Origin of the sequence: Pseudomonas sp. SJZ080, assembly GCF_007828295.1 — a bacterium.
Classification (GTDB): domain Bacteria; phylum Pseudomonadota; class Gammaproteobacteria; order Pseudomonadales; family Pseudomonadaceae; genus Aquipseudomonas; species Aquipseudomonas migulae_A.
Genome location: NZ_VIUK01000020.1, coordinates 118,169 through 130,915, shown reverse-complemented (window position 1 = coordinate 130,915; position 12,747 = coordinate 118,169). Strand labels below are relative to the sequence as shown.

The 12,747-nt window shown below is 56.5% G+C and carries 13 protein-coding genes; 2 read left to right on the top strand and 11 right to left on the bottom strand.

The features are described from left to right. Positions 1 to 45: 45 nt before the first annotated feature. Both FBY04_RS23535 and FBY04_RS23530 read right to left on the bottom strand, forming a co-directional pair. Positions 46 to 1,539, bottom strand: coding sequence for a M15 family metallopeptidase (locus tag FBY04_RS23535; RefSeq protein WP_145317229.1), 1,494 nt, complete (start codon positions 1,537 to 1,539; stop codon positions 46 to 48). Positions 1,540 to 2,201: 662 nt separating this feature from the next. After that, complete coding sequence (locus tag FBY04_RS23530; RefSeq protein ID WP_145317227.1) at positions 2,202 to 2,471, bottom strand: short-chain dehydrogenase; 270 nt, start codon at positions 2,469 to 2,471, stop codon at positions 2,202 to 2,204. A 482-nt stretch (positions 2,472 to 2,953) separates the two neighbouring features. On the opposite strand from FBY04_RS23530, the gene FBY04_RS23525 reads away from it, so the two are divergent. Continuing rightward, complete coding sequence (locus tag FBY04_RS23525; RefSeq protein WP_145317225.1) at positions 2,954 to 3,172, top strand: hypothetical protein; 219 nt, start codon at positions 2,954 to 2,956, stop codon at positions 3,170 to 3,172. A 108-nt stretch (positions 3,173 to 3,280) separates the two neighbouring features. Here the strand turns inward: FBY04_RS23525 and FBY04_RS23520 are convergent, their stop codons facing one another. The 8 genes from FBY04_RS23520 to FBY04_RS23485 form a co-directional block, all read right to left on the bottom strand. Continuing rightward, positions 3,281 to 4,066: a transporter substrate-binding domain-containing protein gene (locus tag FBY04_RS23520; protein ID WP_145317223.1), complete on the bottom strand. Its 786-nt coding sequence runs from the start codon at positions 4,064 to 4,066 to the stop codon at positions 3,281 to 3,283. 84 nt (positions 4,067 to 4,150) lie between these two features. Further along, positions 4,151 to 4,420, bottom strand: coding sequence for a heavy-metal-associated domain-containing protein (locus FBY04_RS23515; RefSeq protein ID WP_145317221.1), 270 nt, complete (start codon positions 4,418 to 4,420; stop codon positions 4,151 to 4,153). Positions 4,421 to 4,511: 91 nt separating this feature from the next. Continuing rightward, positions 4,512 to 4,934, bottom strand: a complete 423-nt coding sequence (locus FBY04_RS23510) for a hypothetical protein (RefSeq protein WP_084318039.1) — start codon at positions 4,932 to 4,934, stop codon at positions 4,512 to 4,514. 282 nt (positions 4,935 to 5,216) lie between these two features. Further along, positions 5,217 to 6,152: a copper homeostasis membrane protein CopD gene (gene copD, locus FBY04_RS23505; protein ID WP_145317219.1), complete on the bottom strand. Its 936-nt coding sequence runs from the start codon at positions 6,150 to 6,152 to the stop codon at positions 5,217 to 5,219. Between the two features lie 3 nt (positions 6,153 to 6,155). Further along, the gene (copC, locus tag FBY04_RS23500; protein ID WP_145317217.1) at positions 6,156 to 6,527 is read right to left on the bottom strand and encodes a copper homeostasis periplasmic binding protein CopC; all 372 of its coding nucleotides are present in this window, start codon (positions 6,525 to 6,527) and stop codon (positions 6,156 to 6,158) included. A gap of 55 nt (positions 6,528 to 6,582) precedes the next feature. Next, complete coding sequence (locus FBY04_RS23495; protein WP_145317215.1) at positions 6,583 to 7,470, bottom strand: copper resistance protein B; 888 nt, start codon at positions 7,468 to 7,470, stop codon at positions 6,583 to 6,585. An 11-nt stretch (positions 7,471 to 7,481) separates the two neighbouring features. Beyond that, positions 7,482 to 9,179 (bottom strand): copper resistance system multicopper oxidase, encoded by a 1,698-nt coding sequence (locus tag FBY04_RS23490; protein WP_084318035.1) that lies wholly within the window; start codon positions 9,177 to 9,179, stop codon positions 7,482 to 7,484. Positions 9,180 to 9,293: 114 nt separating this feature from the next. Continuing rightward, entirely contained in the window at positions 9,294 to 9,998 is a 705-nt protein-coding gene (locus FBY04_RS23485) for a murein L,D-transpeptidase catalytic domain family protein (RefSeq protein WP_084318034.1), read from the bottom strand. A gap of 81 nt (positions 9,999 to 10,079) precedes the next feature. On the opposite strand from FBY04_RS23485, the gene FBY04_RS23480 reads away from it, so the two are divergent. Next, the gene (locus FBY04_RS23480; RefSeq protein WP_145317213.1) at positions 10,080 to 11,819 is read left to right on the top strand and encodes a murein L,D-transpeptidase; all 1,740 of its coding nucleotides are present in this window, start codon (positions 10,080 to 10,082) and stop codon (positions 11,817 to 11,819) included. Positions 11,820 to 11,869: 50 nt separating this feature from the next. On the opposite strand, the gene FBY04_RS23475 is transcribed toward FBY04_RS23480, so the two are convergent. Beyond that, a complete protein-coding gene (locus FBY04_RS23475; RefSeq protein WP_145317211.1) occupies positions 11,870 to 12,712 on the bottom strand; it encodes a LysR substrate-binding domain-containing protein in 843 nt (280 codons plus the stop codon). Positions 12,713 to 12,747: the final 35 nt, after the last annotated feature.

Genomic DNA, 12,747 nt, shown 5'->3' with positions numbered 1-12,747 from the left:
GCTGCCAACACAGCGTGCCAGTGAGATTGATCAACTGCTACCGCATCAGTGGGTGCCGGCCTGAGTCACGCAAGGTGACTTCGGCAGACGCTTACGGGCTATTTCCGCATCAAGTTGTTGAAGCTCACGTTGTTTAGATAAGTAAGCGGCTGAGATTCTGTTAAATAAACTGGTTTTATTCGTCAGCTCTGTAGTCCTCGCTTGGAGATCTGCCTCCACCTTTGCTTTCTGTTCAATGATCCTTTCTTGATCGAAAATAGCATTTTCCTTAACCGCGCCTTGTGCTTGCTTCAATTCAGTAGCTTTTGCAAGGTACGCGCGCACCATCGCGAGCCTACGTGCATAGAATGAGCGAGTAGGGGACGTGAGCGTGAAATGAACAGGATCATTAGGTACTCGCATTTCTATGCCCAAACGTGCCATCACAGAACGTAGCTTCCGATGTGAACTGGAATTCCAATTCCATCCTGTAGGTATCGTCATGTCAGTGGCTTGACCAAACATGTGTTCACTTCTGACGTATTTGCCAACAGGAGTTCCATCTTTTTTTGCTTTTGAATAAAGGTCCGATTGTCTCCAAGGTGTTCTTGCCCCGGATGTGACCGAGATTCCTTTGAATCCGGAAGCCTTTAGGTCAGTAACGTCTTGTTTGAGTTTTTCGTTAGTGATCTTGTCAGGCTCAGCAAAAATAAGATTAATTTCATCTATCTTGTTTGCTAGTTCAGGGTCTAAATACTTGCCTCCGAGCATTTGGTCTGTTGCCCACGGTTTTCCAGATACGTCCATTGTTCCGTCTTTTATAACATCTAAAAAAGGGTCTTTTTTCTTGTCGTATGGTATTTTAGGATTGAACGGTGGAAGGTCTTTTTTAGAGTCCAGATCTAACCCGAGTAGCTTCATGCCAAGCTTTGATTTGCGTTGGTTAATTACTGAGTCCGTAGCGGCGATAGCGTCTTCGGTTTCTTTGATTTTCTTGTCGTAATCAGCAATCAGGTTGTTAACTTTATCTATAAGTTTTGATGTGTTTGCTGATTGGATTGCAAGTTCTTTATTGGCTTGATCAAGCTGCTCATTTTCCAGCTCATTTGTTTCCCATGTTGTAATAAAGGTAAGCCAAGCCCCGAACCATGTTTCATCAAATAATTGTTCTTCGTCGACGTTTGGTATTACACAAAAGGCAAATGGGTAGCCCATCGGTGTGAAAACTCTGTAATTTTCATCTTCTGATGCGTGTTTAAGGTTCTTAGTGAATTCTTCACTCCAGTTGTTTTTTTGATACGAAAGCCAGGAAGGAGAAAATGACGTTCGGCCTTCTTCATCACGGAAACACCAAAGATGGCCGGTGTATTTTGCTAACTGAAATTTTAAAGGTAATGCGTCCACCAGTTCGCCTGGCAGTTCAGAAGGTTCAATCAGTCCATTTTTGGATTTCTGCTCATCCTCGTAATAATATGGGTATAGCTCAGAGAACTCGTACGAGGTGCATCCCGTCATGAGTAGGGAAGCTATAGCTACAGCTCCGTAGATAGTTCTTGCCATATTGTTTTTTCCTTGGTTGGTTTAAATTTATTAAAGTTGACATCGGCGATTTTTTCTTAAAGCTGCTCATAGCTTTGCCGTGTCGTGTGCGTGTGGGTAGCTCAAGGTTTCTGTTCTTTAGGAGGTTGTAGCAACTGTAGTCTTTTTTCGGTTTTCCAAGGCCGGATGAGTCTGGTTCTGTGCTTACGTGCAACCAGTGGTTTATCAGATGGCCCGGTTTACGGGAGTAGGCCAGGTGGTGGTGGTGGTGGTGGTGGTGGTGGTGGTGGTGGTGGTTGATCTTGTAGAGCAGGGAAGGGAGTAGGTCTGAATTGGGCATCGCGAATCCTCCGTGAAGAACTCAGCGTAGTAGTCGAACGTGGAGAGGGTCATTTACTGCCGCCCCTAAGCAAGGTGCGACTCCCCAAGACTACAAACAAAGCACCGGTAATGCCCGTGACAGGCATGTGCTACGGTCTGCTAAAAAATTGCTACAAAGTGAACAGTTGCAGCAGGGATAGCTAGGTGGGCCGGTACTTTAGTGGAGTACTACGCCCAATCCATCATCGGTGCGACGTAGAAGCGGCGGGAGAGCGGGGCGGGGGCATTTACGCGGAACTTCTTTTTACTGCCAGCTTTCATGAGTCCGAAGGGGCGTCCGAGGAGGACGCCCCGTTGTGACGTCAGGACCGCTCAGCATCCATACGTCGCGCAACGACATCTAGAACATCACAACCATCACGCAACGGTATGCAGCAAAGCATTGCGAAGTCGCTGAGTATCACCGAGTCGGTGGTGATGTCGCCGCGCATTGCGAGGTTTTCCAGGATCTGCGTTACCGCGCCAATTCGGTAGCGTGCGGTGCTAAGCAGTGAATGCAACGGTTGGGTGGTGTTTACATACAGCGAGGGAAGGTCATCGGCGTTGCTGGTTAAAGCCATAAATTCTTTCATGTGAAGCTCCATTAATTTGAGAAAACTACTACTCATTCGTCGCCAAACGAATGGGTGGTAGCCGTACGCGGGTTGGCGAACCGGGCAATGGAGAAACCGGCAGACCCGAAGGTCTCCCGCGCACAGCCACCATAAAACAGGCAGCTAAGTGCGTTCCGAAACGCTTCGAAAATGGTCGAAGGATTCAGTTCAATTGCCATCGAGTCGCCAAACCCGACACGCCATTTGGGCGTTGGGTGGACTATAGGCTTCGTGGCAAAAACGCAGCAATGGACAAGTGTACGGACAATTCCGAGTGTCGTGTAGGACGTTGCTCTTTTGACGATTTGTCGGGGGAGCGACCTTTTCCAACGCAAGAAACCGCAGTAGCTGAACCAAGGCTGTCGTCCTGCGAAGTTTCATAATCCCCCGTGGCTTCCCGGCCTACGATGACGATTAGAGCTCGCATCACCACGCCCCCAGCCCACAGGGAAACCGAAAAAATGATCTCAAACCTCTTCAAAGTCTTGCTGGTCGCCGGTGCGTTGCTATTGAGCGCCTGTTCGGGCGCGAGCACTCATAGCGAATATTCGGAAGCCACGCTGCCGTCTGCCGGCTTTGGCCCGGGCCCTACCAATAATCACAGTCAGTTGAATTTCCATGGCAGTGCGCTAGGTAACAGCTTCGGCGAGTACAGCTCGGGGTTGTTGCACGACGACTAAGGTGTGACGCAACGGCGCGGTATTCCTGCCGTTGCGTGTTCTCCGAGGAGGCGGGGCGACTGCTGCGCATTCAAACGCAGGATCCGCCAGCAACTACAGGAGATACGACTATTTGGTCTCAGGCGTAGCAATCCACTCACCTAAAACCTTCTGGTACTTCCCCGTCACCTTGGCCAGGTGCAGCCACTGATCCACATACAGTTTCCAAGTCATGTCATCACGCGGCAACAGGTAAGCCTTCTCCCCATACTGCATGAACTGACCCGGATTCACCGCGCACAACCCGGGTTTAAGCTTCTGCTGATACAACGCTTCCGACGCATCCGTGATCATTACGTCCGCCTTCTTGTCCAGCAGCTCCTGAAAGATGGTCACGTTGTCGTGAAGGCTCAATTGCGCTTTGGGCAGGAAGGCGTGAACAAAGGCTTCATTGGTGCCGCCGGCCGGTTCGACCAAACGAACCGAAGGCCGGTTGATTTGCTCGACGGTCTGATACAGCGCCTGATCCTCGCAGCGCACGAGGGGGACTTTGCCGTCGACATCCAGCGTGGTGCTGAAGAAGGCTTTTTTCTGCCGCTCAAGCGTGACCGAAATCCCGCCCATGCCGATGTCGCATTTGCCCGCCAGCATGTCGGGCATCAGGGTTTTCCAGGTGGTCTGCACCCATTCGACCTTGACGCCCAGGCTGTCGGCCAGTGAACGGGCCATGGCGATGTCGATGCCCGAGTATTCGCCGTCCTCGGCTTTAAACGTGTAGGGCTTGTAATCACCCGTGGTGCACACGCGCAGTTGGCCTTGCTGGATGACGTTGTCCAAATGCGATTGCTCTGCCTGAGCGGCAAACGATAGAGCGAGCAGGCCACCGAGCATCATTGCGCTTTTTATGTTTTTCATTGTTATCCGGCTTCCATGATGGAGTGGGGCTGAGAGTACCTACTTTCTGCCGCACCGCTCAACTTCATCCTCGCCGGGATGGACTCAGTGACAGCAGCAACTTGACCCGCCGCAGCCAGATGTCTTCTTTACGCCTTGATGTTTGTCTTCTGTCAGTACGCTGGCTGGATACCCTGCCTCCTTCAATGCCGATAGCAGAACTTCGCTCTCGGCATCTCCAGCCACCTTGACCCGACTGGACGCCAGATCGACAGTCACTTCACCCACCCCGGCGAGCGGCTGCAGCGCGGCGTTAATGTGTTTGACGCAGCTCCCGCAGTTCATGCCTTCGACTTGCAGTTCAGTGCTGTTCATTGTGTAAGCCTCTTTTACTGTGAGTGGCAGGTGGCGTGAGTCGATCGTTGACCTTGCCGCGATGGCAAGGCGAAGCGCGTCTTTGAGGGCGTTAGTTGCTCATCGGCATCTTCATCATGCTCGACTGCTCATCCATCATTTTCATCATCATGCCCATCATCTGGTCCGAGCGATCCTTGCCGTCGGACATGCCTTTGCCCATTCCCATTCCCATGCCTTGGCAGTGGTTGTGCATCATGCCCAGGCTATCCTTCATCGTGGCCAAGCCTTCTTGCATGGCGGCCCGGCGTTCGGCCGGGGTTTTGGCGGCGATCATTTTTTCGTGGGCCGCCTGCATTTTTTTCATCTGTTCGCTCATGGCCTTGTCTTGTGTCGCAGCGGCGGGGGCGGGGGTTGCGGCGGCGGTGGTCGGTGCGGTTGACGGTGTGTCGGGGTGATGTTCCTCGACGGCCAGAGCAACCAATGGGCTACTGATGAGCAGTGCGGCGACGAGTGCTTTGAGGTGCGTATGCATGGCAATCTCCAGTGAGTCAGGGACGTACAGGAATTGAGCTGAGCTTAAGAGGCGAAGCCACAGGGAGCGTCCGGAATTCCGGACGCTCGGAGGATTGTTTTAATTGTTGAAACGAACGAAGCGCAGGCGTACTGGCGGCCAAGGTGCGAGTACTTGGCGGATCAGCAGCGGTAGGTGAGTGCGGAACCAGAGCATAGTGTGTACCCGATCCGAGGGAGTTTTTTGAGCTTAGTCCCGAGCAAGAGGCAATCGTTGATCCATATCAACTGGAGCCCCTTTACGTTATTCCGCGCTCATTTCCATCTCTGGACTCAATGTCCCCAGCCAGGCCACCAACCCTACAATCAACACCGCCGCCACCAACTCCACGACCACACTGCGTCGCAATGCATTCGCCGCTACCCGGTATTGCCTGTCCCGCAGCGACCGTTCCAAAAGTGGCCCGAGTTGAAACCGATTCAACGCGGCCAGCACCAGCATCCCGGCAAATAACACTACTTTGATAAATAGCAAAATCCCGTAGGTACTGAGAAACACCTCGTCCAGTTCAGGGCCGACGATGAACAGGTAGTTCACGATTCCCGTTACGGTGATTACGACAACAATCACCGCGCCCACCCATTCAAACCGTTTGACAGCACGGACGAGCAGTCGGATGTGCGCTTCGCTTTGCAGTGAGTTGATCCTCGCTAACAAGGCAAATGCGATCAACCCACCCAGCCACGCCCCCGCCGCCAGCAGATGCAAGATGTCGGTGATGAAATGCCAATACCGCAGGCTTCCTTCATCCATCGCGCCATGACCGTTCCAGGCCAGGCTGGCGAGGGCGATGCCTCCAGCAGCGGACGCGATCAGCAGACTGACGCCGGGGGCTCGTTGGTTGAACATAACCGCCAAGCCGCCGACAACCAGCGCGACAACGCGAACCGTCCAGGCAAGTCCCACGTCTGTCTCAAACACCATCATCTCGATATGCGGACGCAGCTCGGCAAAATCCGACTCGCCACTCATGGCGCTGGCCATCATCACCATGCTGGCGACGGAAAACAGCACGCCCAGCAACGCTGCCCCCGTCAACATCGACCGAAACGGCAGCGCCGCCCCTGACACCCGTTCCTGTTCTTTCAGGCTATAGAGCCCAAACAGCGCCAAGCCAAACAGCAACATCAAATCCACATACAACCCAAAGCGCAGTGCAATGCTGACCGAGTCGCTCATCAATCACTTCACTTTGAACGTAACGTTGCCGGTGATCGGGTGAGTGTCCGACGACACCGCGCGCCATTCGACTTTGTAGGTGCCGGCAGGCAGTGGCGAAAGCGGTGTGATGACCATGGTTTTCGGGTCGCTGCCACCGGACACTTTGGCTTTCATGGGCATGGGGGAGTGCACCATGCCGGGCATTTCGGTCATGACCAGTTTCGCGCCGGAAAACTGGGTCATGAGGCTTTCGGAAAAGTGCAGTTCAATTTTGCCGGGTGCTGCGCCATTCGCACCTTCTGCCGGAGTGGAGGAAAGCAGTTTTGGGTGCGCTTGAGCGAGTGCGCTCATGAGCAGTCCAATGGCAACAGCGGTCGTTTTAATCATGCGCATGCGAGGCCTCTTACCGCTTCAAGCGGTTGTTTTTTTGGTTGTTGAGTGAGTGCGTTCAGAACCACAAGCGAACACCGAGGACCAGGCGTGCTTCGCTGCGATCCTCACCTTCATCGTTGGCGTAGTCGGCGGTTTTACCGTAGGTGCGGTTCCAGGTCACGCCGATATAGGGCGCGATCTCCCGGCGAATTTCATAGCGCAACCGCAGCCCGGCTTCGGTGTTGGACAGCCCGGAACCGATACCCCGTTGCGGATCGTTTTTGCCATAGACATTGAGCTCGGCGGTCGGCTGCAGGATCAGCCGATTGGTCAGCAGGATGTCGTAGTCACCTTCCAGCCGCAAGGCGGTCTGGCCGCCTTCGCCGATGAATGCCGTGGCCTCGGTTTCAAAGTTGTACAACGCCATGCCTTGCACGCCGAACGCGGCCCATGTCTGTGGGGCGCCGGGTTTGAAATCCTGGCGCACGCCGGTTACCACGTCCCACCATGGGGAGATTGCATGCCCCCATAGGGCCTGGATTTCGGCGTCTTCGGTTTTGCCGTTGGTGCGTTCGCCTTCGGAGCGCAGCCACAGGCGGTCGATGTCGCCGCCGATCCAGCCGGAGAGATCCCAGGCCAGAGTGCTGCCGTTGTCAGCGTCCTGCCATTCGAGTTTGTCGGCGAGGAAGTAATAGTTGAGCGCGGTGTCATGCACGCCGTGGCCGGTCGGGCTGGCATACACGGCGGCCCGGTCGGCATCGGTTAGCACCGGGATCGGCGTGCGGCTTTCGGTCGGCGCGGCGGGCTGCATCTGGCCGTCGTCCATGCTTTGCATTTGGCTATGGTCCATGCCCTGCATCTGGCTGTGATCCATGTTCTGCATGTCGTCGGTGGCGGCCATCGCCGAAGAAAGGGTCAGGCTCGCGGTCACGAGTGCCAAAGAGAGGGGGGTGAGTCTGGTCATGGGTAGGCGTCTCATTCTTCCACGCGAACTTCACGGAACATGCCCATTTCCATGTGGTACAGGAGATGGCAGTGATAGGCCCAGCGGCCGAGCGCATCGGCGGTTACCCGATAGCTGCGCCGGGAGCCGGGGGGCATGTCGATGGTGTGTTTGCGCACCATGAACTGACCGTTCTCGTCTTCGAGGTCGCTCCACATGCCATGTAGATGGATCGGGTGGGTCATCATCGTGTCGTTGACCAGCACCACCCGAACCCGCTCGCCATATTTGAGGCGCAGAGGTTCGGCGTCGGAGAACTTCACACCGTTGAACGACCAGGCAAATTTTTCCATGTGGCCGGTAAGGTGCAGTTCAATCGTGCGGCTCGGGTCGCGGCCGTCCGGGTCTTCGAAGGTGCTACGAAGGTCGGAATAGGTCAGGACGCGGCGGCCGTTGTTGCGCAGGCCGAGGCCGGGATCGTCGAGTTTGGGGGCGGTGGTCATGGCTTGCATGTCCACCAGCGGGTTGTCTTTTTCTGTCTCTGGATGAGACTGCATACCGGGCATGGCCATGGCACTGTGATCCATGCCCGCCATGCTGCCGTGGTCCATCCCGCCCATGCCCATGTCATCCATGGTCACCAGCGGTCGAGGGTCCAGCGGTGGTACCGGCGCGGATAAACCAGCCTTCGCTGCAAGCGTGCCGCGTGCAAAGCCAGTCCGATCCATTGACTGGGCGAACAAGGTGTAAGCCGCTTCGGTCGGCTCGACAATCACATCGAAGGTCTCCGCCACCGCAATGCGAAACTCATCGACACTCACCGGTTTGACGTGCAGCCCATCCGCAGCGACTACCGTCATCTTCAGCCCCGGAATGCGCACGTCGAAATACGTCATGGCGGAGCCGTTGATGAAGCGCAGGCGCAACTTTTCGCCCGGCCGGAACACGCCTGTCCAGTTCGAGTCCGGCGCCTGGCCGTTCATCAAGTAGGTGTAGGTGGCACCGCTGACGTCGGCGAGGTCTGTGGGATTCATCTTCATTTCGGCCCACATCTTTCGATCGGCGACCGTGGAAGCCCAACCTTTCTCGCTGACGTCGTGGATGAAATCGCCCACGGTGCGCTTGTTGTAGTTGTAGTAATCGGACTGCTTTTTCAGGGTGTTCATCAAGCTGGCCGCGTCTTCGTCGGTCCAGTCGGTCAGCATCACCACGTAATCGCGGTCGTACTGGAAAGGCTCCGGCTCCTTGGCGTCGATCACCAGCGGACCATAAACGCCCGACTGTTCCTGAAGACCCGAATGGCTGTGATACCAATAGGTGCCGTTCTGCCGGAGCTGGAATGTGTAAACGTACACGCCGCCGGGTTCGATGCCGTGAAAGCTCAGCCCCGGCACGCCGTCCATGTTGGCTGGCAGCAAAATGCCGTGCCAGTGAATGGAGGTGTTTTCCTTGAGTCTGTTTTTCACCCGCAGCGTAACCGTGTCGCCTTCACGCCAGCGCAGCAATGGGCCGGGGATACCGCCGTTGATGGTTATCGCAGTGCGCGGATTGCCGGTGATGTTGACCGGGGTTTCGCCGATGAACAGGTCGAAATCGGTGCCGGCCAACACCTGCGGTTCGCCAGGGCTGGTGATCGCCCACACAGGCGTGCGCCATAAACCGAGGCCGCCGAGCAGCCCGCCCGCAGCGAGCCCTTTCACGAAGGTGCGTCTTGAAGTGGTGGAGTGCATGCTGTTTTTATTCCCGGTCCGTCAGTTGGGAGACAACTTGACGACGAGTCTAGCGAGCGATGCCTTTCAGCAGACTGAGGCGCGGATTACAGTTTTGACAGGTTCATGTTGTATTCAGCGGTTGCTCGTGGATTTTGATGCCGTGGCCACGGTCCCACTGCCACAGTTGATAAACGAAGATTTCTTCAACCAGCGCTGATCCGGGTAGTACGAAAACAACAACTGCCCGCCTTTCATCGAATCAATCAGCTTGTGCGCAATCGCCGGTCGCACGGCCGGGCAGCCCAGGCTTCGACCAATCCGCCCGTTCGCCCGCGCCAGCACCGGGCTGACATAAGGCGCGCCATGAATCACGATTGCCCGGTCAAACGCATTGTCGTTGAAACCCGGCTCCAGGCCTTCCATGCGCAGCGAATAACCGTTTTGCCCGACATAGCTCTGCTGCGTGCGATACAAGCCGAGGCTGGTGGCAAAGCTTTCATTTTGATTGGAGAAGTTGACGGCCATGTTTTCGCCGCTGTTGCGACCATGGGCGACCAGTTCATGAAACAGCAACTTGCGCTTCTTTAAATCGAACACCCACAGGCGCTGTTCGGTCGAAGGCAGGGAATAATCGATCACCGCAAGTCTTTGGACAGGAGCAGCACCTTGCGCGATGCTGCATTGCGAGGCACGAACGGCGAGGTCGATGACCTTGGCGTTGGCTTTCGGGGCCGCTTTGATGAGGGCGGCCGCGAGCGAATCGGCGTAGGCTAACGGTACGGACATTGCAGTCAAAAGCAGGGCCGGCAGCAGATAGCCAATACGTAGTGGCGCCATATAGATGTCTCATCATGTTAAGTTCGAGTCTAGCAGTGCTTTGAAAGCCAGGCGTTGAATGCGGGAGATTAAGGATTATCCATGGTGCTTTTAACAAGGTTATTCGTCATAAGCCGCATATTTTTTATGGGCTTTCTGATCAGCGGCACGGCGCTAGCGGAAACTTCGCCGATTGAGCCGACAATTGCGCCTAGCTCCGTTATCGACGCTGCAGTGGAAGATAACGTCGGACAAGCGATTCAGGCATCGCTTGAGCCGCTGAAAACCGCGTTTCCACCGTTGCTGACCGCGCCGCGTCATCGTCGGGTGGATGTCAGTCGTCTGGTCATGGATTTCTATACCCATCGCGCTTATCGCGCAGCGTGGACGGATGACCGCGACGTCGCACAATTGATCGCCAGCCTGAGCGCGACTGACGCCGATGGTTTGAACCCGGCGGATTTTCATATTGATGAGCTGGTCCGATCCCAGGCCACGATGCAGACCACGCCGGTCACGCCCGAGCAACGGGCGGCCTTTGATCTGGCGACGACGCATACCTTTATTACTGCGCTGCTGCAGTTGCGGCGGGGCAAGGTCGATCCGTCGCGGCTCGATATTCATTGGAATTTTGACGCCAATGGCGTCGACCCGCGCGACGACGTCAATGCGTTCTTCGCTGCGCTCGACCAACACGATGTAGCAAAGGCTTTTGCCCTGGCTCCGCCGCAAGAAGCGGTGTACGGGGGCTTGCGTCAGGCGCTGGCGCAATTGCGCGGTATTCGCGATCGGGGCGGCTGGCCGAAGGTGGTTGTGGACCATTCGCTCAAACCTGGCATGGACGAACCGGCTGTCGCGCAGTTGCGCGCGAGGTTGGTCGCGGCAGGTTTTCTCGATCCGCGATTGATCCACGGCACAAAGTACGACGGCGCCGTCACCGCTGCGGTGAAAAAATATCAGAACGAGCAATACCTCGGTGTGGATGGCATGGCGGGGGCGACCACGCTGGCAGCGTTGAATGTGCCGGTTGATGCACGCATCGACCAGGTGCGGGTCAACATGGAGCGGGCGCGTTGGCTGCTTTATAAACTTCAAGGCACGTTCGTCATCGTCGATATCGCCGGTTATAAAGTGGCGATGTACCGCGATGGTCAGCCGATCTGGCGCTCTCGGGTGCAGGTCGGTAAAGCGGCGCGCAATACACCGATCTTCCAGGCGCAGATTACCTACATCACTTTTAATCCGACCTGGACAGTACCGCCGACGATCCTCAAGGAAGACGTGCTGCCGAAGATCAAGAGCAATCCCGGTTACCTGGCCGCCAACCATATTCGCGTGATCGACCGCGAAGGCAACGAGCTGGATCCTGCGGGTGTCGACTGGACCAACCCGCGGGGCATCAGCTTGCGACAGGATGCCGGGCCCGAGAGTTCGCTGGGTCAGGTGGTGATCCGCTTTCCCAACGACTATGCGATTTACCTGCACGACACGCCGCATCGCGAGTTGTTTGCCAAGACTGTCCGCGCAACCAGTTCGGGCTGCATCCGGGTGGAGAATCCGCTGCAACTGGTGGAGTTGTTGTTCAACGACCCGGTCAAGTGGAACAGCGCCGGTATTCAGAAACAGCTGGCCAATGGCAAGACCGAGAACATTCGGCTGCCGGTGAAAGTGCCGGTGTTGTTGGCCTATTGGACAGTCGATCTGGGCAGCGACGGGCGGGTGGCGTTCAAACCTGATGTGTACGGCTACGATGAGCCCGTGCTGCGGGCGTTGAATCGACCTGCGCAAATGCCGGTGTTGAATCTGCATGCGGCGACGGCCTCGGTGGGGACGGGTCAGTAACAGGGTCGAATCCGGGAGCGGGGCGTTCATGGCGCGCCCATTCCTCCTGATCAAGCCCGGCCCAACTCCTCCCGCAAAAACTCCATCAGCCCTCGCTGCAGTCCAGTCAGTGCGCCTTCGCGACTGATCAGCGCCAATTCCGTCGGCGGTAATTCGGGCAGATCGGTGCACACGGTGTGCTCTGGCAGCACCGCCGAAACGGGCAGCACCGAGAGGCCCAATCCGGAGGCCACCGCCGCTTGAATCCCCGTCAGGCTGTGGCTGCCAAACGCAACCCGCCACGGCCGCTGAGCCACATCCAGCAGGCGGATCGCCCGTCGCCGGTAAATGCACCCCTGGGGGAACAGCGCCAATGGCAAAACGCCCTGGGCGGAGTCGACCCCCGCACCTTTGACCCACACCAGCGCTTCCGGCCACGCCGCCCAGCAGGGGCCGCTGTCCGGTTCACGCTTGACCAGTGCAATGTCGATGGCGCCCGTTGCGAGTTTCTGTTTGAGATCGGTACTCATGCCGCTGACGGTTTCCAGCCGCGCTTCAGGTCGGCTGCGGTTGAAGCCGGCGAGGATCGCGGCCATGCGCCGTGCGTCAAAGTCCTCCGGTACGCCAATACGCAGGATCTCCAGGTCGAGGTCGCTGGCGAGGGCTTCCACCGCCTCCGAAGACAGGGCCAGCAGGCGCCGGGCATAGTGAATCAGCATCTCGCCGTGCTCGGTGACGCTGATGTTCTGCCCGGTGCGATCGCGAAGCAGCAGCGCATGGCCGACCAGTTCTTCCAGTTTGCGAACCTGTTGGCTCACGGTGGACTGGGTGCGGTGTACGCGTTCGGCGGCGCGGGTGAAGCTGCCTTCGTCCACCACGCAGACGAAGGTCTTGAGCAGTTCGAGATCGAGCATGGCGGCTTCCTTGATATTCGATTTGTCACTGACAA